At 67.8% G+C, this 23,572-nt stretch carries 24 protein-coding genes; 13 read left to right on the forward strand and 11 right to left on the reverse strand.

Going from position 1 to position 23,572, the window contains the following annotated elements; translation table 11 throughout:
- Positions 1–15: 15 nt before the first annotated feature.
- Complete coding sequence (locus tag HNP02_RS10340; RefSeq protein WP_184437873.1) at positions 16–1,662, forward strand: FAD-binding dehydrogenase; 1,647 nt, start codon at positions 16–18, stop codon at positions 1,660–1,662.
- 36 nt (positions 1,663–1,698) lie between these two features.
- Here HNP02_RS10340 and HNP02_RS10345 read toward each other — a convergent pair whose 3' ends face one another.
- Positions 1,699–2,097 (reverse strand): hypothetical protein, encoded by a 399-nt coding sequence (locus HNP02_RS10345; protein ID WP_184437875.1) that lies wholly within the window; start codon positions 2,095–2,097, stop codon positions 1,699–1,701.
- Positions 2,098–2,208: 111 nt separating this feature from the next.
- Positions 2,209–2,862 carry an MBL fold metallo-hydrolase gene (locus HNP02_RS10350; protein ID WP_184437877.1) on the reverse strand — a complete coding sequence of 218 codons (654 nt, stop codon included), beginning with the start codon at positions 2,860–2,862 and terminating at the stop codon, positions 2,209–2,211.
- Positions 2,863–2,908: 46 nt separating this feature from the next.
- On the opposite strand from HNP02_RS10350, the gene HNP02_RS10355 reads away from it, so the two are divergent.
- The 3 genes from HNP02_RS10355 to purQ all read left to right on the forward strand — a co-directional run bounded on the left by HNP02_RS10355 (position 2,909) and on the right by purQ (position 4,571).
- On the forward strand, positions 2,909–3,583 hold the full coding sequence (locus HNP02_RS10355) for an ATPase (protein ID WP_184437879.1): 675 nt from the start codon (positions 2,909–2,911) through the stop codon (positions 3,581–3,583).
- A gap of 65 nt (positions 3,584–3,648) precedes the next feature.
- Positions 3,649–3,900, forward strand: coding sequence for a phosphoribosylformylglycinamidine synthase subunit PurS (gene purS / locus HNP02_RS10360; protein ID WP_184437881.1), 252 nt, complete (start codon positions 3,649–3,651; stop codon positions 3,898–3,900).
- Complete coding sequence (gene purQ, locus HNP02_RS10365) at positions 3,897–4,571, forward strand: phosphoribosylformylglycinamidine synthase subunit PurQ (RefSeq protein WP_184437883.1); 675 nt, start codon at positions 3,897–3,899, stop codon at positions 4,569–4,571. Before purS ends, purQ begins: the two co-directional genes overlap by 4 nt.
- Positions 4,572–4,647: 76 nt before the next feature.
- Here purQ and HNP02_RS10370 read toward each other — a convergent pair whose 3' ends face one another.
- The 3 genes from HNP02_RS10370 to HNP02_RS10380 form a co-directional block, all read right to left on the reverse strand.
- A complete protein-coding gene (locus HNP02_RS10370) occupies positions 4,648–5,397 on the reverse strand; it encodes an SDR family NAD(P)-dependent oxidoreductase (RefSeq protein ID WP_184437885.1) in 750 nt (249 codons plus the stop codon).
- A gap of 170 nt (positions 5,398–5,567) precedes the next feature.
- The gene (locus HNP02_RS10375; protein ID WP_184437887.1) at positions 5,568–6,365 is read right to left on the reverse strand and encodes a family 1 encapsulin nanocompartment shell protein; all 798 of its coding nucleotides are present in this window, start codon (positions 6,363–6,365) and stop codon (positions 5,568–5,570) included.
- Entirely contained in the window at positions 6,362–7,378 is a 1,017-nt protein-coding gene (locus tag HNP02_RS10380) for a Dyp-type peroxidase (RefSeq protein ID WP_184437889.1), read from the reverse strand. The genes HNP02_RS10375 and HNP02_RS10380 overlap by 4 nt, the downstream gene beginning before the upstream one ends.
- Positions 7,379–7,430: 52 nt before the next feature.
- Here HNP02_RS10380 and HNP02_RS10385 point away from each other — a divergent pair, with 52 nt between their 5' ends.
- Genes HNP02_RS10385 through HNP02_RS10405 form a run of 5 tightly spaced genes read left to right on the forward strand, consistent with a single transcriptional unit; the run spans position 7,431 to position 13,794 of the window.
- Entirely contained in the window at positions 7,431–8,705 is a 1,275-nt protein-coding gene (locus HNP02_RS10385; RefSeq protein ID WP_184437891.1) for a M18 family aminopeptidase, read from the forward strand.
- A 15-nt stretch (positions 8,706–8,720) separates the two neighbouring features.
- The gene (locus HNP02_RS10390; RefSeq protein WP_184437893.1) at positions 8,721–9,086 is read left to right on the forward strand and encodes a VOC family protein; all 366 of its coding nucleotides are present in this window, start codon (positions 8,721–8,723) and stop codon (positions 9,084–9,086) included.
- A gap of 57 nt (positions 9,087–9,143) precedes the next feature.
- Complete coding sequence (purL, locus tag HNP02_RS10395) at positions 9,144–11,444, forward strand: phosphoribosylformylglycinamidine synthase subunit PurL (protein ID WP_184438871.1); 2,301 nt, start codon at positions 9,144–9,146, stop codon at positions 11,442–11,444.
- Positions 11,441–13,165, forward strand: a complete 1,725-nt coding sequence (locus HNP02_RS10400) for an alpha/beta-hydrolase family protein (protein ID WP_184437895.1) — start codon at positions 11,441–11,443, stop codon at positions 13,163–13,165. Before purL ends, HNP02_RS10400 begins: the two co-directional genes overlap by 4 nt.
- Positions 13,165–13,794 carry a CPBP family intramembrane glutamic endopeptidase gene (locus tag HNP02_RS10405; RefSeq protein ID WP_184437897.1) on the forward strand — a complete coding sequence of 210 codons (630 nt, stop codon included), beginning with the start codon at positions 13,165–13,167 and terminating at the stop codon, positions 13,792–13,794. Before HNP02_RS10400 ends, HNP02_RS10405 begins: the two co-directional genes overlap by 1 nt.
- On the opposite strand, the gene HNP02_RS10410 is transcribed toward HNP02_RS10405, so the two are convergent.
- Together HNP02_RS10410 and HNP02_RS10415 are read right to left on the reverse strand one after the other, a co-directional pair.
- The gene (locus HNP02_RS10410; RefSeq protein WP_184437899.1) at positions 13,791–14,213 is read right to left on the reverse strand and encodes a PPOX class F420-dependent oxidoreductase; all 423 of its coding nucleotides are present in this window, start codon (positions 14,211–14,213) and stop codon (positions 13,791–13,793) included. The genes HNP02_RS10405 and HNP02_RS10410 overlap by 4 nt on opposite strands.
- Positions 14,214–14,257: 44 nt before the next feature.
- The gene (locus HNP02_RS10415) at positions 14,258–15,466 is read right to left on the reverse strand and encodes an MCE family protein (protein WP_184437901.1); all 1,209 of its coding nucleotides are present in this window, start codon (positions 15,464–15,466) and stop codon (positions 14,258–14,260) included.
- Positions 15,467–15,483: 17 nt separating this feature from the next.
- Between HNP02_RS10415 and HNP02_RS10420 the strand changes: the two genes are divergently transcribed.
- Together HNP02_RS10420 and purF are read left to right on the forward strand one after the other, a co-directional pair.
- Positions 15,484–15,876 carry a sterol carrier family protein gene (locus HNP02_RS10420; protein WP_184437903.1) on the forward strand — a complete coding sequence of 131 codons (393 nt, stop codon included), beginning with the start codon at positions 15,484–15,486 and terminating at the stop codon, positions 15,874–15,876.
- 152 nt (positions 15,877–16,028) lie between these two features.
- Entirely contained in the window at positions 16,029–17,579 is a 1,551-nt protein-coding gene (gene purF / locus HNP02_RS10425; RefSeq protein ID WP_184437905.1) for an amidophosphoribosyltransferase, read from the forward strand.
- Between the two features lie 47 nt (positions 17,580–17,626).
- Here purF and HNP02_RS10430 read toward each other — a convergent pair whose 3' ends face one another.
- The gene (locus HNP02_RS10430) at positions 17,627–18,061 is read right to left on the reverse strand and encodes a cupin (RefSeq protein ID WP_184437907.1); all 435 of its coding nucleotides are present in this window, start codon (positions 18,059–18,061) and stop codon (positions 17,627–17,629) included.
- A gap of 137 nt (positions 18,062–18,198) precedes the next feature.
- On the opposite strand from HNP02_RS10430, the gene purM reads away from it, so the two are divergent.
- On the forward strand, positions 18,199–19,281 hold the full coding sequence (purM, locus tag HNP02_RS10435; protein WP_184437909.1) for a phosphoribosylformylglycinamidine cyclo-ligase: 1,083 nt from the start codon (positions 18,199–18,201) through the stop codon (positions 19,279–19,281).
- 18 nt (positions 19,282–19,299) lie between these two features.
- Here the strand turns inward: purM and HNP02_RS10440 are convergent, their stop codons facing one another.
- Both HNP02_RS10440 and HNP02_RS10445 read right to left on the reverse strand, forming a co-directional pair.
- On the reverse strand, positions 19,300–19,473 hold the full coding sequence (locus tag HNP02_RS10440; RefSeq protein WP_184437911.1) for a DUF3073 domain-containing protein: 174 nt from the start codon (positions 19,471–19,473) through the stop codon (positions 19,300–19,302).
- Positions 19,474–19,621: 148 nt separating this feature from the next.
- Positions 19,622–20,701, reverse strand: a complete 1,080-nt coding sequence (locus HNP02_RS10445) for a folate-binding protein YgfZ (protein ID WP_184437913.1) — start codon at positions 20,699–20,701, stop codon at positions 19,622–19,624.
- A gap of 55 nt (positions 20,702–20,756) precedes the next feature.
- Here HNP02_RS10445 and HNP02_RS10450 point away from each other — a divergent pair, with 55 nt between their 5' ends.
- Positions 20,757–21,614 (forward strand): aminodeoxychorismate lyase, encoded by an 858-nt coding sequence (locus tag HNP02_RS10450; protein ID WP_184437914.1) that lies wholly within the window; start codon positions 20,757–20,759, stop codon positions 21,612–21,614.
- Positions 21,615–21,944: 330 nt separating this feature from the next.
- Here the strand turns inward: HNP02_RS10450 and HNP02_RS10455 are convergent, their stop codons facing one another.
- Positions 21,945–23,312: a hypothetical protein gene (locus tag HNP02_RS10455; protein ID WP_184437916.1), complete on the reverse strand. Its 1,368-nt coding sequence runs from the start codon at positions 23,310–23,312 to the stop codon at positions 21,945–21,947.
- Between the last annotated feature and the right edge of the window lie 260 nt (positions 23,313–23,572).

Below are 23,572 nucleotides of genomic sequence, written 5' to 3' on the forward strand. Positions count from 1 at the left end.
CGCTAACGTGGCGTCATGGCTGATGCTGATGTCATTGTCGTCGGAGCGGGATTGGCAGGACTGGTCGCCGCCTGCGAGGTGATCGACCGCGGCCGATCAGTACTGATCGTCGACCAGGAGAATGCCGCCAACCTCGGTGGACAGGCATTCTGGTCGTTCGGCGGGCTGTTCTTCGTCGACAGCCCCGAACAACGCAGGCTCGGCATCCGCGACACCCACGAACTGGCACTGCAGGACTGGCTGGGCTCGGCAGGGTTCGACCGGCCGGAGGACCACTGGCCCAGGCAGTGGGCGCACGCCTACGTCGACTTCGCCGCAGGCGAGAAACGCAGCTGGCTGCGCGAGCGCGGCCTTCAGACGTTCGCGCTCGTCGGCTGGGCCGAGCGCGGCGGATACAACGCCAACGGACACGGCAACTCGGTGCCGCGGTTTCACATCACGTGGGGAACGGGTCCCGCGATCGTCGACATCTTCGCCCGTCGGCTCCTGGCCGCCGGGCCCAAAGTCCGCTTCGCACATCGGCATCGCGTCGACGAACTGATCGTCGAAGGTGGTGCCGTGACCGGGGTGCGGGGTGCGGTACTGGAGCCGACGTCGGCGGCGCGCGCCGTCGCGTCGTCGCGAACCACCGTGGGCGAGTTCGAGTTCCGCGCACAGGCGGTCATCGTGGCCAGCGGGGGCATCGGCGGCAACCACGACCTGGTTCGTAAGAACTGGCCTGCCCGGATCGGGCGCGTGCCCGGACAGTTGCTCAGCGGGGTACCCGCGCACGTGGACGGCCGGATGGTCGGCATCGCCGAGGCTGCGGGCGCCCGCGTGATCAACTCCGATCGGATGTGGCACTACACCGAGGGCATCACCAACTACGATCCGATCTGGCCGAAGCACGGCATCCGAATCCTGCCGGGACCGTCCTCGCTGTGGCTCGACGCCACCGGAAAACGGCTGCCCGTACCGCTTTACCCCGGTTTCGACACCCTCGGCACACTGGAGTACATCGCCAAGACCGGATACGACTACACCTGGTTCGTGCTCAACGCCCGGATCATCGAGAAGGAATTCGGGCTGTCGGGGCAGGAGCAGAACCCCGACCTGACCGGCCGCAGCGTGCGCGACGTGCTGAGCCGGATCAAGCCCGGCCCACCGCCGCCCGTGCAACGCTTCGTCGACCGCGGCGTCGACTTCGTCTCCGCAACCTCGTTGCGCGACTTGGTGTCCAAGATGAACGAGGTACCCGACGTGGAACCGCTGGACTACGCGACGGTGGAGGCCGAGGTGACCGCCCGTGACCGCGAAGTGGCCAACAAGTACACCAAGGACGGCCAGGTGACGGCGATCCGCGGCGCGCGCAACTACTTCGCCGACCGGGTCACCCGCGTCGTCGCCCCGCACCGGATCACCGACCCGAAGGCCGGCCCCCTCATCGCGGTCAAGCTACACATCCTGACCCGAAAGTCCTTGGGCGGTATGGAAACCGATCTGGACTCCCGAGTACTCAAGCCAGATGGCACGGTCTTCGGCGGCCTATATGCGGCGGGCGAGGCGGCCGGCTTCGGTGGGGGCGGCGTGCACGGCTACCGCTCACTGGAGGGCACCTTCCTCGGAGGCTGCGTGTTCTCCGGCCGGGCGGCGGGCCGCGCCGCCGCGCGCGATACCGCCTAGCCTTCGAATCTGGTTGAACGAAAGGCGGCTTCGCGCCTAGTCCGGAGGGAACCGCTCGCGCAACGCGTCGAGTAGTCGACGGGCTTCGGTGATGAGCTGCCGAAGCTGCTTGAGGTCGTGCGGCAACGTTTCGACGTCCTCGACCTTGCGCTCACGCCTCCGCTGCCAACGCCGTTCAGCGGTGGCCGCCCGATCCTCCAATTCGTCGATGTCGTCCAGGAGAAGTGCTTCGAACAGCCGGGATTGTGCGAGGTCAGCGGGATGAGGTGGGCGCTGTCGGGATCGCGCCTGCGGTCGTGGCTGCGAGGCCTCGGGCTCGGATGAGCCTGACGTCCGTCCCACACCGTTGTGGGCCGAGTAGAGACTCGGCCGCCGCTTGCGCGGCAGGGGCACGATGAACTCGTCGAGAGACGCTTGCCCGGACTGTGTCGACACTCCGAAATCCTTGCCGACGGACGATAATCCAGCGACCCCACAGGTTTACTCACCGTCGACGATCGCGTCGACGGACCGTAACCCTGCGTTCACCCGCAAGCGGGAAACGACCTAGAAGTCCGTGCCTTTCTCGGGGTCGAGTATCTGGAAGTCGGTGTCGGTCATCTCGGTGAGGCGCCCGTAGTAGATGCCGCGGGCGGCGGGTTCGATGATGGCCTGGTGGATTGGCACCGCGCGCGCCGGCGCCACGGCGCGCAGGTAATCGACGGCCTCGGAGATCCTCATCCACGGCGCGGCGGCGGGCGCGGCCAGCACGTCGACCGGTTCGCCTGGATCGAACAGCGCATCGCCCGGGTGCATCAGACGGGCGGCATGCTCGCCGTCGCCGATCAGGTACGAGATGTTGTCGATCACCGGGATCTCGGGATGGATCACCGCGTGCCGGCCGCCGACCCCACGGACGGACAGATGGCCGACGGTGAACCCGTCCCCGGCGTGCACTGCCGTCCAGGGCTCGCCGAGCTGGGCCGCGGTCTGAGGGTCGGCGTACAGCGCGGCTTGCGGGTTCGCCTCGATCAGCGCGGGCAGCCGCGCGACGTCCGCATGGTCGGGATGCTGATGGGTGACGAGAATCGCGGACAGGCCGGTGATGCCCTCGAATCCGTGCGAGAAGGTGCCCGGATCGAACAGCACCGTCGTGTCGGTGCCGGAATCGTCCCGGAATCGTGCGAGCAGGCAAGAATGGCCGAAGTGGGTGAGCTGCATTCCTATATTGTGGCGCGCACGGGACGCTACGGGGAGGAGCGAACACGTGCGAATGATTTTGGCTTCGGTGTTGCTGGTCTGGGGGGTCTTCAGCGGGTTCGTCGGTGCGACGGCGCCTGCCAACGCCATGCCTGGCGACTGTCCGCCATTCTGCGACGGCATTCCCGATTCAGCGTGGATCGCGCCGGCTGCCATCCCACTGGCGGACGTGTACCACTGGCCGGCCCTGGCCGGTCTCGCGACGACGGCGCCGTCGCCCCGGTTCCGTTTCGAGGAGACCTGCGCGTCGCCGCCGGTTCCGGCCGATCCACGGGGTCCCGCGGTCGCCGCTAGTGCCCAGGTGACCCAACCCAACGGGCAGTGGCAACTGCAGGTACAGGTGGTGCACTGGCGCGGCGATTCCTGGAAATCGGGTCAGTTGGCCTCGGCGGCCATGCAGAACGCGGTCGATGCGTTGCGGGCGTGCTCGGTAACGGCGCCGTGGACCTCGCCGTCGATCACCACCGTCGAGTCCAGCCGGGTGGCCGCGGTGATCAGCACTGCGGACAAGCAGGTGTTGCACGAGTACCTGCTGGCAGATGTCCGCAACGGCACGCTGGTGGACCTGGCGATGTGGACGACGCTGCCGAAGGCCGTCGAGTGGCGCGCGGTACCGGACCCGGTGGTCTTCGACGCGATGGCCGGCCCGCTGTGCACGGCGTACGTCGGCTCGTGCCGGTGAGTCGCGCGTAGTCGTCGCCGGTAGAGTAAGCGCCGATCGATTCGTCGGACCTTAAGGAGTCGCGCGTGGCCCGTGTCGTAGTGCACGTGATGCCGAAGGCCGAGATCCTCGATCCACAGGGTCAGGCGATCGTCGGAGCGCTGGGCCGTCTGGGGGTGGCCGGGATCTCGGATGTCCGGCAGGGCAAGCGCTTCGAACTCGAGGTGGACGACGACGTCGCCGACGACACCGTCGCCGAGATCGCCGAGTCGTTGTTGGCGAATACCGTGATCGAGGACTGGACGGTCAGCCGCGAACCATCCGGGGAACCGCAGTGAGCGCGCGCGTCGGCGTCATCACGTTCCCAGGCACGCTGGACGACGTGGACGCGGCGCGCGCCGTGCGAGCCGCAGGCGCCGAGGCGGTCAGCCTGTGGCACGCCGACGCCGATCTGAAGGGTGTCGACGCCGTCGTCGTCCCCGGTGGCTTCTCATACGGCGACTACCTACGCTGCGGCGCGATCGCCAAGTTCGCGCCCGCGATGGGCTCCGTGATCGACGCAGCAGGCGGAGGCCTGCCAGTCCTGGGGATCTGCAACGGATTTCAGGTGCTGTGCGAAGCCGGTCTGCTACCAGGAGCGCTGACCCGCAACGCCGGACTGCACTTCGTCTGCCGGGACCTCTGGCTCGAGGTCGCATCGAATACGACGGCGTGGACGACGCGCTACGAACTCGGCGCCGATCTGCTGGTGCCGCTGAAGTCGGGGGAGGGACGTTACGTCGCTTCCGAGGCAGTGCTCGACGAACTCGAGGGGGACGGCCGCGTCGTCTTCCGCTACCGCGACAACCCCAACGGCTCGATGCGCAACATCGCTGGGATTAGCTCGGCCAACGGCCGCGTGGTGGGATTGATGCCGCATCCCGAGCACGCCACCGAGGCGCTCACCGGGCCGTCCGACGACGGGCTCGGCCTGTTCTACTCGGCGCTGGACGCGGTGCTTGCGGCGTAGTCCCCCAAACGACTTCGGCGCGCCCCCGGTTGGTGACCGACCGCAAGCGCGCCGAAATCGCAAGGGGGGATGGTGGTTAGGCGGCGGGCTTGATCGCCTGCGCGCCACCACCAATGGTGAGGATCGCGCCGTTGACGTAGCTCGCGGCGGGGGAGGCCAGGAACGTCACCGCGCTGGCGATCTCGTCGGCCTCGGCAGTGCGGCCCAGCGCCGTGGTGCGGCCGAGCCCCTCGATGAGATCACTCTCGAATGCCTCGGTGCCCAGTGTCTGCGTCGGTCCGGGAGCGGCGGCGTTGACCCGCACGCCCGAGCCGCCGAACTCATCGGCCCACAGCTTGGTCAGCAGTTCCAGGGCCGCCTTGCTGGCGCCGTAGATGCCCGCGCCGGCGGCCGGAGTGGTGGCTGCGACGGTGGTCACGTTGATCACCGTGCCGTGTCCTCGCTGCACCATCCCCGGGACCAGCTTCTGGACCAGGATGTACGGCGCCTTCAGGTTGGTGTTGAAGTGATCGTCGATGTCGGCGTCCGTGGTCTCGAAGGTCGGGGCGAACCGGTAGATGCCTGCGTTGTTCACCAGGATGTCGACGTCGCCCGCCTCGTCGGCGAGCCGCCGCACGTCACTGGGCTCGGATACGTCGGCAGCAACGAAACGTGCTTTACCGCCCGCATTTTCGATGTCGCGTACGGTCTTGGCGCCGCGCTCGGCATTGCGTCCGTGCACGATGACCTCGGCCCCTTCGCTGGCGAGCTGCAGCGCGATCGCGTAGCCGATGCCTGCGGTCGCGCCGGTGACGAGGGCGGTTGAGCCGGTGAGTGTGTTGGTCATGGGACTTGCCTCCGAGGGAGAAGTTTGTTGAAGCCTCTCGCCACAAGGCCCATTACTGACCGTTTATTCCATAACGTCGATGCGCGCCCTGGCCACGCCGCGAGGGTGCGCGAAGTGTCGACGATTCACGGCGTGTCGTGCAGCAGACGCGCACGCTCGCGGGAGATCAATCAGCGCGTCAGGGCGACCGAGGCCTCGGCGGTGTAGCAGAGGAACGTGAACGTCTCCTCGAGATAGAGCTGCACGGTGTTCGCGTCGTGTGACAGGTAGCCGATCGACACGTCGGTGCCCAACTGCAGGTCGAAGTCGCCGCCGCGCGTGGACAGCACGAACGCACCGTCGATCGCGGGCGCCCAGATGATCTCGCCGTCGATGAGCCGGTTGAGGTGTTCGCGGATCGGATAGCCGTGCTCGGTGGTCTCGCTGACCTGGGTGTAGACGTCGGCGGACAGCAGCACGCAGTACGGGCCGTCGACGCCGGCCAGCCGCAGCTCGGAGAGCGCCTGGCTGATCACGTCGGGGATCTCCCGGGGATCGGCGGGCAACGCAAGGGTGGGGTTGGAGCTGCACTTGCGGATGCCGCCGATCGACGCCGCCTCGTAGCCCTCGAAGATTGCCCGGTCCTCGGCGTACGCCAGCTGCTTGGCGGCGTCCTTGACCGGGTCCCAGTCGGAGTCCTGCGAACCGCGCTCGACGTCGTCGACGTCGGTGCGCGAGAGCGTGAACGGCACCCGCAGCCGGACCAGCGGCCTGCTCTCGCGCAGGTGCGCAACCACGCCGTCGCCGGGGGACGTCACGTCGACCAGATGACCGGTGCTCACCGCCGCGGTGACCGGCCCGCCGGGGTCGCTGACGTCGACCACCCGGCGTCCGGCGATGTTCCGCTTGAAGGTCCGCGTCGCCTCCAATTCGATTTCAGCCCAGGCTTCTTCGGTGATCGGTGCCAGTTCGCGATAGAGGTTGTTCATTGGGGTCGTCCTTTCAGGCTGCCGATCGACAGTGAGCCGTCGTGAGTGGGTGCGGGTGGCGCTGTCACGGTGTCGGCGCCGGGCAACGCGGGCGGGTTGTCGAGGAAGTCGACGGTGGGCGTGAAGAACATGCCGCCGGTGACGGCCGTGGAGAAGTCCAGGATCCGGTCGGTGTTGCCCGGCGGGTCGCCGATGAACATGTTGCGCAGCATCCGCTCGGTCACGTCGGGATCGGAGCTGTAGGCGATGTAGTACGTGCCCGACTCGCCGTTGCCCAACGTGCCGAACGGCATGTTGCCCCGCACGATCTGCAGCTCGTTGCCATCGGCGTCCTCGATCACGTTGAGCGCCAGGTGCGAGTTCGGCGGCTTCACGGCATCGTCCATCTCGATGTCCTCGAGCTTGGTCCGACCGATCACCAACTCCTGCTCGGTGACGCTCAGCGAGTTCCACGCCGCCATGTCGTGGGTGTACTTCTGCACGTGCACGTAGCTGCCGCCCGCGAAGTCGGGATCGTCGTCACCGATCCGCGAGGCGACGACGGCGTCGGGCCCATCGGGGTTCTCGGTGCCGTCGACGAAGCCCAACAGGTCGCGCTGCTCGAAGAATCGGAAGCCGTGCACCTCGTCGACGACGGTCACCGCGCCCGCCATCGCGGCCAGCACCCGGCCGCCGAGTTCGAAGCACACGTCCATGGATTCGCCCTTGATGTGGAAGAGCAGATCGCCAGGTGTGGACGGCGCGTGGTGGCGTTCACCGGAGATTTCCACGAACGGATGGAGCGCGGCCGGCCGCGGCCCGCTGAACAGCCGGTCCCACGCGTTCGAGCCGATCGACGTGACCATGCTCAGCTGGGCGGCAGGGGTGCGGAACCCGACTGCCCGGACCAGACCGGAGACGTCGGCGAGCGCATCGTGCGCGACGTCTTCGCCATCGTCGTCGATGGTGGCCACCAGGAAGATCGCTGCCTTCGTCAACGGAGTCAGCACGGCTTGTGGGCGTCCTGCGGGCACGATGAGAACCCTAACGTCAACTCCGACGGGAAATCCGGTAAGGATGGGCTACATGACCAGCCCCGCGTCCAACGCCTCCGCAGCGGGACTCTGCGACTTCATCGACGCCTCGCCGTCGCCGTTCCACGTCTGCGTCACCGCGGCGCAACGGCTGACGGCGGCGGGCTTCACCGAGCTCACCGAGGGTGAGGCGTGGCCGGCTGAGGCAGGCGGCTACTTCACGGTCCGGTCGGGGTCCCTGGTGGCCTGGAGATCGGGTGACGACGCCGGAGTTCCGTTCCGCATCGTCGGCGGGCACACCGACAGCCCGAACCTGCGGGTCAAACAGCATCCGGACCGGTTCACCTCCGGCTGGCAGGTGGTGGCGCTCGAACCCTACGGCGGGGCATGGCTGAACTCCTGGCTGGACCGTGACCTGGGGATCAGCGGCAGGCTCTCGATCCGAACGGGCCAAACCGTGCAGGACGTGCTGGTCCGCATCGACGACCCGATCCTTCGGGTGCCGCAGCTGGCCATCCACCTATCCGAGGACCGCAAGGCCGTCGAACTGAATCCGCAACGCCACGTCAACGCCGTCTGGGGCGTCGGCACCGGCGCCCGGTCCTTCGTCGACTACGTGGCCGAGCGCGCCGACGTCGACCCGGCCGCCGTGCTGGCCGCCGACCTGATGACCCACGACTTGACCCCGTCGACGGTGATCGGGGCCAACCGCGATCTGGTCAGCGCGCCCCGACTGGACAACCAGGGCACCTGCTACGCCGGGTTGGAGGCGTTCCTCGCCGCCGAGCCGGGGGACTACCTGCCGGTGCTTGCGCTGTTCGACCACGAGGAGGTCGGCTCGACGTCGGATCACGGCGCCCAGTCCGAGCTGCTGCCGACCGTGCTGGAACGCATCACGCTGGCCGCGGGGGGGAGCCGCGAGGACTTCCTGCGGCGGCTGTCCGGATCGATGGTGGCCTCCGGCGACATGGCCCACGCCACCCATCCCAACTATCCAGAGCGGCACGAGCCCGACCACCTGATCGAGGTCAACGCAGGGCCGGTGCTCAAGGTGCAGCCCAACCTCCGGTACGCCACCGACGGGCGCACCGCGGCGGCGTTCGCGTTGGCATGTGCACAGGCGGGGGTGCCACTGCAGCGCTACGAGCACCGCGCCGACCTGCCGTGCGGGTCGACGATCGGCCCGATGACGGCGGCGCGCACCGGCATTCCGACCGTCGACATCGGCGCCGCGCAGCTGGCCATGCACTCGGCCCGCGAGTTGATGGGCGCCGAGGATGTGCCCGCCTACTCCTCTGCACTTCGGGCGTTCTTGTCACCGGGCTGATCTAGGGTCACCGGCATGGCACTCTCCGTCGAAAACATCACCTTCGATTCCACCGACCCCGACCGGCTTGCCGAGTGGTGGGCCCGCGTCGTCGACGGCACGGTCAACGCCTTGGCGCCAGGCTTCTTCCTCACCGTGTCTCGCCCCGCCGGCCCCGGGCTGGCGTTCCAGAAGGTCGACGATCCGACACCGGGAAAGAACCGCGTGCACGTCGACTTCTCCTCCGCCGACCTCGAGGCGGAGGTCACGCGGCTGGTGGGCTTGGGCGCCGCCGAGACCGGCCGCGGCGAAGCAGGACCGGAATTCCGCTGGGTGGTGTTCGCCGATCCGGACGGAAACGCGTTCTGCGTGGCCGGTGGCGACGTCGCCGCTGCTACCTGAACCGCCGAGGTCGGGGCTTCCAACTAGACTGTTGCCGTGACGTCTGGGCTCACCCATGTGGTCGATACCGTTGAACACGCCGCTACTACCCCCGACCAGCCGCAGCCCTTCCGCGAGCTTGGGCTGAAGGACGACGAATACCAGAGGATCCGCGAGATCCTCGGTCGTCGTCCCACCGACGCCGAGCTGGCGATGTACTCGGTGATGTGGAGCGAGCACTGCTCGTACAAGTCGTCGAAGGTCCATCTGCGCTACTTCGGCGAGACCACCACCGAGGCCATGCGGTCGTCGATGCTTGCGGGCATCGGCGAGAACGCAGGCGTGGTCGACATCGGTGACGACTGGGCGGTGACGTTCAAGGTCGAGTCGCACAATCACCCGTCCTACGTCGAGCCGTACCAGGGTGCGGCCACCGGCGTCGGCGGCATCGTCCGCGACATCATGGCGATGGGTGCACGGCCGGTGGCGGTCATGGACCAGCTCAGGTTTGGTGCGGCCGACGCCCCCGATACCCGCCGCGTGCTCGACGGCGTGGTGCGCGGCATCGGTGGTTACGGAAACTCGTTGGGACTGCCCAACATCGGTGGCGAGACGGTGTTCGACCCCTCGTATGCGGGCAACCCTCTGGTGAACGCGATGTGCGTCGGCGTGCTGCGCAAGGAGGATCTGCACCTGGCCTTCGCGTCGGGAACCGGCAACAAGATCATCCTGTTCGGCGCGCGCACCGGCCTCGACGGCATCGGCGGCGTTTCGGTGCTGGCGTCGGAGACGTTCGGCGGCGACGAGGGTGGCGGCCCCGGCCGCAAGAAGCTTCCCTCGGTGCAGGTCGGCGACCCGTTCATGGAGAAGGTGCTCATCGAGTGCTGCCTCGAGCTCTACGCGGCCGGCCTGGTGATCGGCATCCAGGATCTCGGCGGTGCCGGATTATCCTGCGCCACATCGGAACTCGCATCGGCGGGCGACGGCGGCATGGCGATCCAGCTGGACAAGGTGCCGCTGCGGGCCAAGCACATGACCCCAGCCGAGGTGCTCTCGAGCGAGTCGCAGGAACGCATGTGCGCGGTCGTCTCACCCGAGAACGTCGACGCCTTCATGGCGGTGTGCCGCAAGTGGGAGGTGCTGGCCACGGTCATCGGCGAGGTCACCGACGGCGATCATCTGCAGATCACCTGGAACGGCGAGACCGTCGTCGACGTCCCGCCGCGCACGGTGGCGCACGAGGGACCCGTCTACGAGCGCCCCGTCGCCCGGCCCGACACCCAGGACGCACTGATCGCCGACACATCGGCGAAGCTGCCCCGCCCCGGCACCGGCGACGAACTGCGCGCGACACTGCTTGCGCTGGTTGGTAGTCCGCACCTGTGTAGCCGCGCGTTCATCACCGAGCAGTACGATCGCTACGTCCGTGGCAACACCGTGCTGGCCGAGCACGCCGACGGTGGGGTGTTGCGCATCGACGAGGAGACCGGCCGCGGCATCGCGGTGTCCACCGACGCCTCCGGGCGCTACACGCAACTCGACCCGTACACCGGAGCCCAGCTGGCCCTGGCCGAGGCTTACCGCAACGTCGCCGTCACCGGCGCCACGCCCCTCGCGGTGACCAACTGCCTGAACTTCGGGTCACCCGAGGACCCTGGTGTGATGTGGCAGTTCTCCCAGGCGGTCCGTGGCCTCGCGGATGGCTGTGCGGTACTGGGCATCCCGGTCACCGGCGGCAACGTCAGCTTCTACAACCAAACCGGCAGCACGGCGATTCTGCCGACCCCCGTGGTCGGCGTGCTCGGCGTCTTGGAGGATGTGAGTCGACGTCTTCCCACTGGCTTCGGCACCGAGCCCGGCGAGTCACTCATCCTCCTCGGCGACACCCGCGACGAATTCGACGGCTCGATCTGGGCTCAGGTCACCGCCGACCATCTCGGCGGGGTGCCACCCAAGGTCGACCTGGAGCGAGAGCGACTGCTCGCCGACGTCCTATGTGCCGCATCGCGCGACGGACTCGTCTCCGCGGCCCACGATCTGTCCGAGGGCGGGCTGATCCAGGCGGTGGTGGAGTCCGCGCTGGCTGGCGAAACCGGTTGCCGGTTGGTGCTTCCCAGTGGTTGTGAATCTGCTGTTGAGGCCTTTGTCTTCCTCTTCTCCGAGTCGGCGGGCCGCGTGCTCGTCGCGGTACCGCGAACCGAGGAGAGCCGGTTCCGCGCCATGTGCGAGGCGCGCGGCCTGCCCGCCGTGCGCATCGGCGTTGTCGACGAAGGGCCACGGGGCGAAGACGCCGCGGTCGAGGTACAGGGCCAGTTCATCGTCAGCCTGACCGAACTGCGGGCCACGTCGGAAGGCGTACTGCCCGGTCTGTTCGGGTGAGGGCCCCGGCCAACACACGACATCCCCTCCTGGTCTGGGCCTGGGGCCTGGTCCGACTCGACTTCGTCGGTCTCGGCTTCGGCACGCTGTTCTTCTGCCTGTCGCTCACCCCGTCGTTGCTCCCGCGTGACTGGCTGTTCGCCGGCCTGATCGGCGGCATCAACGCATCCATCGGCTACGCCATCGGTGTCGTGATCGGAAAGGCGGTCCGCCACTTCGCCTTACGACGCAGACCCTGGTGGCCACCGACCAAACGGGTGATGTACCAGATCAAGGCCGTCACCATCGCACTGTCGATCGCCGCCAGCATCCTGGTGTTGATTCCCGCCGCGGCCTGGCAGCGTCAGGTGTCGGCGCTGATGGGCATCGAGGGTCCTGCCACGTTGGGTTACCTGCGCACGCTGTTCGCCGCACTGGTCGTTGGCGGTGCGTGCGTCGGGGCGTCGCGGGTGGTGCGCGACGCGATCAAGCTGCTGGCTCGCAGACTCATCCGGCGCTGGCATCTGCACCACGAGGTCGCGCTCTTCATCGGGACGGCGATCGTCGTGGTGCTACTCATCACGCTGATCAACGGTGTGCTGTACCGCGGTTTCCTCGCGGGTGCCAGCCGGGTGTTCCAACCCCAGAACTCCACGACCCGGGCCGGGATTCACCAACCGGCCGAGCCCGAACGATCCGGCAGTCCAACGTCATTGGCGGCATGGGACACGCTGGGCTACGAGGGACGCAACTTCGTGGCCACCGGACCCGATCTCGATGCGCTGGCCCGGGTGAACGGCAGGCCTGCCAAGGAACCCATTCGGGTGTACGCCGGGTTGCTGACCGCCGACACCGACGCCGCCAGGACCGACGTCATCGTCCGTGAACTCGAGCGCACCGGCGCCTTCGACCGCAAGCTGCTCGTCATCATCCCCACCACCGGTACCGGATGGGTCAATCCGGTCGCCGCCCGCAGCATCGAGACCATGTACAACGGTGACACCGCACTCGTCGGCATGCAGTACTCGTATCTGCCAAGCTGGATTTCGTTCCTCGGTGACAGGGACAAGTCGATCGAGTCGGGGCGGCTTCTGATCGACACGATTCACGACCGCTGGCTGAAGCTTCCGTCGGACAAGCGACCCAAGCTGGTGCTGTACGGCGAAAGCCTCGGATCGTTGGGGGGACAGGGCGCGTTCCCGTGGCTACCCGATATCGCGCGGATGGACTTCTCGGCTGTGCTGTGGGTGGGCCCGCCGCACGAAAGTTCCCTGTGGAGTGGGCTGGTGGAACGGCGCGATCCCGGCACCCCGGAAGTGCAACCGCGCTACGACAACGGCCGAACGGTGCGGTTCAGCCAGGCCACCGACGCGTCCGACATCGCCAAGATCGCGGACCCTCCGTGGGAGGGCACGCGCGTGCTGTTCCTGCAGCACCCATCCGATCCGATCATCTGGTGGTCGCCGAAACTCTTGCTCGCCCAACCGGAATGGCTCGTCGAACCGCCCGGCGCGGACCGCACGGTGTCGATGCGCTGGTATCCCATCATCTCGTTCTGGCAGGTGGGTGCCGACATGACGAACGCATTGAGCGTCCCTGGCGGGCACGGCCACAACTACGGAGACTCGGTACTCGACGGCTGGGCTGCGGTGGTGCCGCCGGACGGCTGGACCGACCAGGACACCGAACGCATCCGGGTTGCGCTCAGTGACTCCCAGGCCACGCGCGGCCCCGAGTACTGATGGGACACAGCCGAACTCGCCCAGCGCGCGCACTGCTGCTGGCCGCCTCACTGGTGGGCTGGAGCGGGTTCGTCGGGCCTCGGCTGGCACCCCGGTGGCAGCTTCCGGTGCACGCCGTCCTGGCCACCGCTCTGGTGCTGTTCACCCGAGCGTCACTCGGGCTGCGCCCGCCCGCACTCGGGCGTGGACTGCGGCTGGGACTTGCAGTAGCCGGTGCCGCGACGGCGGGGGTCGCAGCGACGACCGCCGCACCGCGGGTCCGCGACGGGATGGCCGAGCGCGACCTGCCCGACGCCGCGGTGTGGCTGCTGGTGCGCATCCCGATCGGCACCGTGTGGAGCGAGGAGGCGGCCTTTCGCGCGGCCCTCGGCAGCGTGGCCGACGGCGCGTTCGGGCCGAGCTGGGGCCGGGTGGTGCAGGCGGCCGCGTTCGGGCTGTCACATGTCGCCGACGCCCGTCGAGCAGGACAGTCGGTGCTTGGCACCGTGCTGGTGACGGGTGCCGCCGGCTGGGCGTTCGGCTGGCTCTACGCGCGGTCGGGCAGCTTGGCCGCGCCGATGCTGGCGCACCTGGCAATCAACGAGGCAGGCGCCGTCGCCGCGCTGGCCGTCCAACGGAAGATGCGTTAGACGTCGCGGGCGTCCATCTCCAGCAGGTGCGGATCGATGTCGGTGTTGTCGATGCCGAAGCCGATGATCCGGCGCGGCGTGATCCGGATGATCGCCGTGTCGAGTATGTCGCCGGCGCCGCCCTCGGACGGCGGGGCCTCCGCCTGCTCGGCGGTACCGCGGATCTCCAGGCAGCGCACGCGCCACGGATCGGTCGACACGATGTCATCGACGACGAAGGCCACCGTCGGGTTGGCCGCGATGTTGCGGTACTTCTGGCTCTTCGACATGTGGAAGCCGAAGATGTCGATGGTGCCGAGGGTTTCGTTGAAGCTGAACCCGACCGGGCTGTTCTGCAGGGTCCCGTTGGGCTGGATGGTCGCCAACCGACCCAGTGCGGTACCGCGCAGGAACTCGATCTCGTGAGGTCTGAAAGTCATGGCGCCACCGTAGAACCTCGATGACGGTTCAGGTCAAGCGCTTTTCACGGGTTGATGGTGTACTCGCCGATCTGGCGACCCCACACGTAGTCGACGGCGATCGGCTGACCGAGCTCGATGTGGTTGTACGGAGCGAGATCGAACCCGGTATCCGTCACCAGATAAGGCCCGGGCCACAGGTCCCTGGTGACCTTCTGCCAGCAGCCGGGCCTGCCCTCGGGTCCACCGTGCGCATTGATGCGCGGCAGGTTGTCGGGATAGACGAACGGATTGCCCGCGCCGAAGCCGAGCAGCGTGCCGTACTGGGCGAGGGAGTAACCGTTGCCGCCCAGCGTCCTCGCCGCAAGCGGTTGCACCTCGCTGAGGTTGCGGGCGGTGCAGAAGATCATTCCGCGGTAGTCATCGAGCAGCTGGGCTGTCGGCACCAGGTCTGCGGCACCACGGATCAGATACGGCGCCGACTGCTCGATCGGCCCGGTGGCGGTGTTCGCGAACCCGATGGCGGCCATCAACGCCGCGTCGACGTCACCCTGCTGTGCGTTGAACGTGCGCGCCGTCGTCACCGCGGAATCCAGACTGCGCCACAAATCCGGTGAGGCTGCGGCGTAGACGTCGGCGAGGTCGGCCACCCGTGCGGTGTCCTCGCGCAGTCGCGGCATTTGGGGATTGAGGTCGTCGAGGATCACGTTGGCGTGTTCGAGCGACTCGCCGAATTTCGAGCCGAGACCGGACAGCGCCTGCGCCGCTGCGGTCAGCGTCTGATTGACCTTGATGGGGTCGACCTTCTCCGCGATCGACGTGACCGTCTCGAAAAGTGTGTTGAACTCGGTGGTCACCGATGCCGCCGCGATGACGTCGCCGTCCGAAATATGTTGCGGGGACGGGTTCTTCGGTGAGCTGAACGCTACGTACTTGTTGCCGAACACCGTGCTGGCCTTGACGTCGGCGACCACGTTGACGGGGATCAGGTGCAGGTAGTCCGGGTCGACCTCGAGGGTCAGTGCTGCCTGTTCGGTGCCGTCCCGATCGACGGCGGCGATGTGCGCCACCCGACCGATCTCGACCCCGTTGAGCGTGACCTTGGACCCCGGGTCCACCACCAGGCCGGACCGCGACGACATGACGGTCAGTTCCTCGCGCGACGTGAACGTGCCGCGGTACTGCAGGGCGAGCAGTATTCCGAGGGCGACGGCGATGGCCAGGAGCACCGCCCCGGCCACCTTGTACGGCGGCTCGTGCCGGTCGATGAGCACTTTGCGACACTAACGGTATGGCGTCTCGCCGTACTGCCGATCCGGTGAAGACCCGTGAAGCCGTGTCGGCGCTGGCCGACTGGTTGCGCGACGGATCAACTCCCGCACCCGATCGCACCGTGCTCGCCGAGGCCGTCCGACTGACCGCGCGCACCCTCGCGGCACAGGCGCCAGGCGCCAGTGTCGAGGTACGTGTCCCGCCGTTCGTTGCGGTGCAATGCATCTCGGGGCCCCGTCACACCCGGGGTAATCCGCCCAACGTGGTGGAGACCGATCCGCGCACCTGGCTGTTGCTGGCTACCGGCCTGGCGACGTTGGCCGACGCTGCGGCCGCCGGAACGCTGCAGTCGTCCGGGTCGCGGGCCGGCGAGATCGCCGACTGGCTGCCCCTGGTCCGGCTCCCGGAGTGACGTCGCTCACCCGATCCGGGCGTCGTCGGGAAATGCGTGCTTCGCCACCGTTGTTGAAATCAGTGCAACACCCCGCTTCGATTCCGTCTTCGAGGCGTGTTGACCGTAGACTGACCACCGTCACCCAACCGCCCCCAGGGAGCTAGCTGATCGTGACCGCCGAGCAGATCGCACCACCGGAAAACGAACCCCGAGAAGAGTGCGGCGTCTTCGGCGTCTGGGCACCTGGCGAGCAAGTGGCCAAGCTCACGTACTTCGGCCTCTATGCATTGCAACACCGTGGCCAGGAGGCGGCGGGCATCGCCGTCGCCGACGGGTCGCAGGTGTTGGTATTCAAGGATCTCGGGCTCGTCAGCCAGGTGTTCGACGAGGCAACGCTGGCCGCGATGGAGGGCCACGTCGCGATCGGGCACTGCCGCTACTCCACGACGGGCTCCACCACGTGGGAGAACGCCCAACCGGTGTTCCGCAATACCTCCGCGGGCACCGGTGTCGCCCTTGGCCACAACGGCAACCTGGTCAACACCACCGAGCTGGCCGCGCGCGCCCGTGGCGCTGGCCTGATCAACACCCGCGGTGCCCCCGCGGCCACCACCGACTCCGACATCCTCGGCGCGCTCCTGGCGCACGGCGCCGCGGACTCCACCATCGAGCAGGCCGCACTGGAACTTCTGCCGACCGTTCGGGGCGCGTTCTGCCTGACCTTCATGGACGAGAACACCCTCTACGCGGCACGCGACCCGCACGGCGTGCGCCCGCTGTCCCTCGGCCGCCTCGACCGCGGCTGGGTCGTCGCGTCGGAGACGGCCGCCCTCGACATCGTCGGCGCGTCCTTCGTGCGCGACATCGAGCCCGGCGAGCTGTTGGCCATCGACGCCGACGGCGTGCGGTCGACCCGCTTTGCCAACCCGACGCCCAAGGCGTGCGTCTTCGAGTACGTCTACCTTGCCCGCCCCGACAGCGTGATCGCAGGCCGCTCGGTGCACGCCACCCGCGTGGACATCGGCCGCAGGCTGGCCAGCGAGATGCCCGTCGACGCCGACCTGGTGATCGGGGTTCCCGAGTCGGGCATCCCTGCAGCCGTCGGCTATGCCCAGGGTTCGGGAATACCCTACGGGCAGGGTCTGATGAAGAACGCCTACGTCGGGCGGACCTTCATCGAGCCGTCGCAGACCATCCGCCAGCTCGGCATCCGGCTCAAGCTCAACCCGCTCAAGGAAGTCATCCGCGGAAAGCGACTCATCGTCGTCGACGACTCGATCGTGCGCGGCAACACTCAGCGGGCCCTGATCAGGATGCTGCGCGAGGCCGGCGCCGTCGAAGTGCACGTCCGGATCGCTTCACCGCCGGTGAAGTGGCCCTGCTTCTACGGCATCGACTTCGCGACCCCGGCCGAGCTGATCGCGAACTCGTCGAGCTTCGAGGCCGACGAGGAGGAGATGGTCGACGGCGTGCGCCGGGCCATCGGCGCGGATTCGCTCGGCTACATCAGCCGTCAGGGCATGATCGCCGCCACCGAGCAGCCCGCGTCGCGACTGTGCGCTGCCTGCTTCGACGGCAATTACCCGATCGAACTGCCGGGCGAGAGCGCGCTCGGCAAGAACGTCGTCGAGCAGATGCTTGCCACCGCCGCGCGCAGCGGCATCCCGATCCAACCGATAATGGCCGACAACGACAACGCCTCGGCACTGCGTAGACCCTGAAAAGTAGGCCCTGAAAACCAATGCGGTTCAGCTGAACTGACGCCGCACTATCCAAACGGGCAGCCGGGATTCGGCACGTCGTTGGAGAGCGGGCTGCCCGCCGGAACGATGTAGGACACCCACATCACCACCGGGTCCGGTCCGATGTTGCGGCCGATGTGCACGTTGTCCGGACCGGTGCCCTCGGTGACGGGGGAGCCCGCCGGATAGCTGCCGTCCTCCGCGCAGTTGGCCATGTCGTGCGTGAGCGTGCCTTCGCGGATCACGCCGAACACCCGGCCAGGGTGCCAGTGCCAGCCGGTACTGCCGCCTGGCGCGATGGTGATCTGCTTGGTGACGTAGTCCTGGCCGTCGACGGTCGCCTGCGACAGCGTTTCGACTTCTACGCCCACTCCGGGCGTTGCTGTCGCCGTCGCGCTTGGACCTATCGAGACCAGGATTGCTGCCATTCCGGCCGGTGCCAACCAGCGAACTCCATTCATGATCGGTCAGGGTGTCACACGCGGCGAGGTCTCGGATGGCGACCGGCAGAATTAGCTCGAGAGGTGGCGCGTGCGCCTGCGTCGTGTGGACCGGTAACCTTGGGCGCGATGAGCGAGGGTCTGCGGGCGAATCAGCGATGACAGGTAAGAGCGGGAAAGCCGAGCCGCGCGGCGCCTCCTATGCGTCGGCAGGGGTGGACATCGAAGCCGGTGACCGCGCCGTCGAACTCTTCAAGCCTTGGGCCGCCAAGGCGACCAGGCCCGAGGTCCGCGGCGGACTGGGCGGATTCGCGGGCCTGTTCGCGCTACGTGGCGACTACCGCGAACCGCTGCTGGCCGCCTCGACCGACGGCGTGGGCACCAAGCTCGCGGTCGCGCAGGCCATGGACAAGCACGACACCGTCGGCATCGACCTCGTCGCCATGGTCGTCGACGACCTGGTGGTGTGCGGCGCCGAGCCGCTGTTCCTGCAGGACTACATCGCCGTCGGGCGGACCGTCCCCGAACGGGTCGCCGAAATCGTGTCGGGCATCGCCGAAGGCTGTGTGCTCGCCGGATGCGCGCTGCTGGGCGGCGAGACCGCAGAGCATCCCGGGCTGATGGCGCCCGATCATTACGACATCTCGGCAACCGGCGTCGGCGTCGTGGAGGCCGACGACGTGCTGGGGCCCGAGCGGGTCAAGCCGGGCGACGTGCTGATCGCGATGGCGTCCACCGGGCTGCACTCGAACGGCTACTCCCTGGCCCGCCATGTGCTGCTCGAGATCGACCGGATGGATCTCGCCGGACACGTCGAGGAATTCGGGCGCACCTTGGGCGAGGAACTCCTCGAACCCACCCGGATCTACGCCAAGGACTGCCTCGCGCTGGCCGCCGAGACTCAGGTCCGCACGTTCTGCCACGTCACCGGCGGTGGTTTGGCCGGAAACCTCGAGCGAGTGATCCCCCATGGGCTTGCCGCCGAGATGGACCGGGGCACTTGGACGCCCGCGCCGGTGTTCGGGATGATCGCCCAGCGTGGGCGGATCGACCGCGCCGAGATGGACAAGACGTTCAACATGGGTGTCGGCATGGTCGCCATCGTGGCGCCGGAGGACACCGACCGCGCGTTGGCGATTCTGACCGCCCGGCACCTCGACTGCTGGACCCTCGGCACCGTCACGAAGGGCGCAAAAGGCGAATCACGGGCGCACCTGGTGGGGCAGCACCCGCGATTCTGATCGAGCGATGGGGCCGGACTAGCGGCGCCAGTCGTCCTCTTCGACTAATTCATCGGGGACATCACTGCCGATGGGGTCGTCTGGGGCGTGTGACAGCTCACGCTGCAATTGCCTCAAATCGGTCTGCGGAGAGCTGTACTTGAGCTCCCGAGCGACCTTGGTCTGCTTTGCCTTTGCCCGGCCGCGGCCCATAAGGGGACCCCCTCGCGCAATAACGGAGCGGCCCGATTAGCAGGCGGCTCCGATCTGAGTGTGTTTTATCGTCCTGACGCCACTTTACCGTGCCCTCCGGCTCCGTGCTGGCAGGCCCGGCCCAGCGACGACCGTCGGACCATCGGGTTCAACGCGATTGGCCCCGCAGACGTTCCACGGCAAGCCGTCCGGCGCCCACGTGGTCGGTGTCGGGCAGCGAATCGGGGTCGATCGCGGCCGCCACCTGAGATTCGCCACCGGTGGTCAGTTCTATGTCGGCAGGCAGGCCGCGCTTGACCAATGCGAGTGCGATGGGGCCAAGGTCGACGTGGTCGACGACGGTGCCGAGCCGCCCGACCGCGCGCCCGGCGGCCAGCACCGGATCGCCAACCGAGGGCCGGTCGGAGTCACCGTCGAGGTGCAGTAGGACCAGCATGCGAGGGGGTTTCCCCAGGTTCTGGACTCGTGCCACCGTCTCCTGGCCGCGATAGCAGCCCTTGTCCAGGTGGACGGCGCCCTCGCCGGGGCCGCCGATCCAGCCGACCTCGTGCGGGATGGTCCGCTCGTCGGTGTCGAGGGCAAGCCTTGGCCGCAGTGCCGCGACCCGGTGCGCCTCGTACGCCCAGACACCCGCAGGCCGGACACCCGTCGCGACCAGCTTGGCGCGCCAATCGGCGGCGGTGTCGCGGGGCACCACGAGGTCCACCTCGTCGGGGGCCATGGTGCGAATGAACCCGCCACCGGCCAGAGGTGCGGCGGTGGACGTCGCAGGCAGGGAGTCGACCCCCAGCGCGGCGAGTACCGCCTGGTCACGCACGTTGGGACCGAGCAGCGAGAGCACCGCCAGATCAGCGGGCTCGACGACGACCTTGGCCCAGAACACCATCTTGCGGAGAAAGGCCAGCAACGGCTCGCCACGCCACGGTTCGGTATCGATGATCGTGACGCCGTCCAACTGGGTCTGCACCCAGTGATCTTCGACACGCCCCTGGCCGTCGAGGCTCAGATTCTCGACCACCACACCGTCGGGAAGTTCGCTGACGTGCTGGCTGGAGATGGTGTGCAGCCAGGACCGCCGCTCGTCGCCGGTGAGCTGAATCGTCGCGCGGTGGGAGCGATCCACGATGACGGCGGAGAGCGCTGCGGCCCGCTGCTCGCCCAGTGGATCGCCGTAGTGCCACACTGCGCCTGCGTCGGGGCCGCCATCGGGGGCGGGAACTGCGGACATGCCCCAAACTCTACGGAGTTCACGGCGGCGGGGCCGCGCACTACCGTCAGTGCTCGTGGTGAACGGACTCGGCATCGTCGTCACCCTCGACGGGGCGGTGATCGACCCAGGGGCGCCGTCGGTCTATGCCGACGACCCAACGCTGTTGCGCGGCGATGGCGTCTTCGAGACGCTGCTGCTCCGCGACGGCCGACCGTCCCTGCTGGGGGCGCACCTGGCCCGGTTGGCGGTGTCGGCGGCCATCACCGGTTTGGCCGCACCCGAACCCGCACGATGGCGGCACGCCGTGGCGGCCGCGGCCGCGCTGTGGACCGGCGACGGGGACGCGGTGCTGCGGTTGGTGCTGGGCCGCGGACGCGCATCGGGGCCGACGGCCTTCGTGACCGTCTCCGCGGTCCCCGAGCGGGCTCTCGTGGCGCGACGAGACGGCGTGGCGGCGGTGACCCTCGGCCGCGGCGTACGCGCCAATGGCGATGGGCACGCACCGTGGTCGGTGGCCGGCGTGAAGTCGTTGTCCTACGCGCCGAACACCGCTGCACTCCGGCACGCCGAGCGCGTCGGCGCACAGGACGTGGTGTTCGTCGGCTCCGACGGTTCGGTGTTGGAGGGGCCGCGATCGGCGGTCCTCATCGCCACCGACGACGGTGTATTGCTAACTCCGCCCGCGTCGCTGCCGATCCTGCCGGGTACCACCGTCCGCGCCGCGTTCGACGAGGCGCGCGAACGCGGCCTGGTGTGCGAGGAACGTCCGATCGATGTCGCTGAACTCGTTGCTGCCCAGGGTGTCTGGTTACTGTCGAGCGTCACGCTGGCCGCCAGGGTGCATACGCTGGACGGGGTGCCGTTGCGGCACGCGCCCATGGCGGCGGAGGTGGCTGGCCTCGTCGATGCCGCGATCATGCGCGCCGATTGAGCGGCAGGCGAAAAACGGTTGTCGGCCTCAGACTTCGGGAGTACGGTCGCTCGTACACAAGGAAGGAGGTGGTCCGCCGAATTGATTAACTTATGGACATGTGAGGTGGCTGCAAGCTAGCAGCGCCGGGCGTATTCGTTGCTCTACGCGCAAGTGAATCACCTGCGCGCGCTAGCGAATTCCCCGCAGCCACCCGGCCCCCGAGCCCCTCGGTCCGTCCAACCAGGAACCAAGGCTCGGGGGCCGCTCCATGTCTGGCGACCACTCGATACGCCAGACGACAGTGGGCCCCGCTCAAGAGCGGGGCCCACTGGTCTTGAAGGGGTGTGACTACGCAGCAGCGCCGGACGAACTGCTGCTGCCGCCGGATGCGCCGCCACCGGCTGCGCCGCTACCGCTTCCGGAAGCACCGCTACCGGACGCACCACTGCCCGAGCCTGATGCGCCAGTGCCGCTGCCGGAGCCGGTGCTCTCGGAGCCCGTGGAGCCCGAGCCCGTCTCGCTCCCGGTCGAACCGCTCGGCTTCGTGGGCTCACCCGGCTTGCCGGGCTCGGCCTTGTTGCCACCGGTGGCATCGGTGCCACCGTTTGGCGTGGTAGTGCTGCCCGACGTCGCACCCGATTCCGGCTTCGTCTCGGGCTTGGTTTCGGTTGGGGTGGAAGGAGTCTCGGGCGTCGTCGCAGCAGGCTCCGTCGCGGTGGGTTCCGTCGCGGCGGGCTCCGTTGCGGCGGGTTCTGCCGCGGTGGTCTCCGCCGTTGCCGTCTTGGCCTCAGGCGTCGCCACCGTCTCGGAGCCCAGCGTGGCAGTCGCAACCGACAACGCGGCCGACGGCAGCGCCGACGGGCTGGTGTCGGCTACCTTCGCCGCAAGGGGCGTGGCCGTCGCTGGTGCGATCGCCTGGGCGAACGTGTTGAGGGCCTGCATCACCTGGTCGATCAGTCCGCCTGGGCTGAGGAGACCGGGGGCGCCGGAGAAGGCAAATCCGTTCAGCACTGCGTTGACGATCGCGCCGGGGGTGGCGACGATCGCGCCGACCGCGCCAAACAGGTCCCCGGTTTTCAGGGCATCGACGACGGCCTGTACTTGAAACGCGGTCGCTTGGAGGGTGCCGTTGATCGTGCCGATGGCTCCCAAACCCATGAAAAGCAGAGTGTTCGGAACCTTCGCGACGACGTTCGCGACGTTCTGCACCATGGTGACCGGAATTTGAAGCAGGTCGAGCAGCGGGAAGACCGGGCCGATGATGAGTCCGAGCCCGGCACTGAACAACGTGTTGTAACCCTCGTAGATCTGGCCGGCCAGGATCTGGCTCAAGCCTTGTTGAACCCCTGCCGGGAAGCCATACGGGTTGTCGAATCGCAAGCTATCGACGAGATTCGAGAACGAGGATTGCAGCGCGGTGACCGTCTGCCCGACGTAGCCGGCCCCGTTGAGGATCAGCTGGTGCACGATCGGCAACGGGTTGTTCAGATAGTTTTGGACCAGCGTGCCGCCGTTGGCGAGAGTGTCCTGGATGATCTGCGCCCACTGCTCGATGGGGTTCGCCGCCGCAGTCAGCGCAACCTGTGCCGAAGAGACCGCTCGCGCTTGGAGTTCGGCGATGGCGGGCATCGGCTGGGCGATCGGGGCAAGCGCGATCGCACCTGCACCCGCCAGCGCAATACCCATGTTGAGACGTGATCGAACGGCAACCTGCATGCCATCTCTCCTTAATTGACGAGGTCGTGACGCCGGAAAGTTACCTGAGCAGAAGCTGTGCTTCGGCAAGATTTTTTGGGTTCGTTGCAGCGCCCTGACCACCCGCAATCAGCAACGAGATGGGTCCTTGCTGGTCATTGGAGTCGTTATCCAAGGTAAGCAAAGCGCCATTTAAATGCGGATAATTAAATCTGCAACGACCCCGCGAGTATATTTAAAACACGTTCTATTTCGTGTTTCGATTTGCCATAGATCAGAGA

The sequence above is a fragment of the Mycobacterium sp. AZCC_0083 genome, assembly GCF_014202335.1.
GTDB lineage: Bacteria > Actinomycetota > Actinomycetes > Mycobacteriales > Mycobacteriaceae > Mycobacterium.

Coding starts and splice junctions, on each gene's coding strand:
- HNP02_RS10340 (WP_184437873.1), top strand. CDS start 16: ATGGCTGATGCTGATGTCATTGTCGTCGGAGCGGGATTGGCAGGACTG.
- HNP02_RS10350 (WP_184437877.1), bottom strand. CDS start 2,862: ATGCAGCTCACCCACTTCGGCCATTCTTGCCTGCTCGCACGATTCCGG.
- HNP02_RS10370 (WP_184437885.1), bottom strand. CDS start 5,397: ATGACCAACACACTCACCGGCTCAACCGCCCTCGTCACCGGCGCGACC.
- HNP02_RS10375 (WP_184437887.1), bottom strand. CDS start 6,365: ATGAACAACCTCTATCGCGAACTGGCACCGATCACCGAAGAAGCCTGG.
- HNP02_RS10385 (WP_184437891.1), top strand. CDS start 7,431: ATGACCAGCCCCGCGTCCAACGCCTCCGCAGCGGGACTCTGCGACTTC.
- HNP02_RS10390 (WP_184437893.1), top strand. CDS start 8,721: ATGGCACTCTCCGTCGAAAACATCACCTTCGATTCCACCGACCCCGAC.
- HNP02_RS10405 (WP_184437897.1), top strand. CDS start 13,165: ATGGGACACAGCCGAACTCGCCCAGCGCGCGCACTGCTGCTGGCCGCC.
- HNP02_RS10410 (WP_184437899.1), bottom strand. CDS start 14,213: ATGACTTTCAGACCTCACGAGATCGAGTTCCTGCGCGGTACCGCACTG.
- HNP02_RS10420 (WP_184437903.1), top strand. CDS start 15,484: ATGGCGTCTCGCCGTACTGCCGATCCGGTGAAGACCCGTGAAGCCGTG.
- HNP02_RS10430 (WP_184437907.1), bottom strand. CDS start 18,061: ATGAATGGAGTTCGCTGGTTGGCACCGGCCGGAATGGCAGCAATCCTG.
- purM (WP_184437909.1), top strand. CDS start 18,199: ATGACAGGTAAGAGCGGGAAAGCCGAGCCGCGCGGCGCCTCCTATGCG.
- HNP02_RS10440 (WP_184437911.1), bottom strand. CDS start 19,473: ATGGGCCGCGGCCGGGCAAAGGCAAAGCAGACCAAGGTCGCTCGGGAG.
- HNP02_RS10445 (WP_184437913.1), bottom strand. CDS start 20,701: ATGTCCGCAGTTCCCGCCCCCGATGGCGGCCCCGACGCAGGCGCAGTG.
- HNP02_RS10455 (WP_184437916.1), bottom strand. CDS start 23,312: ATGCAGGTTGCCGTTCGATCACGTCTCAACATGGGTATTGCGCTGGCG.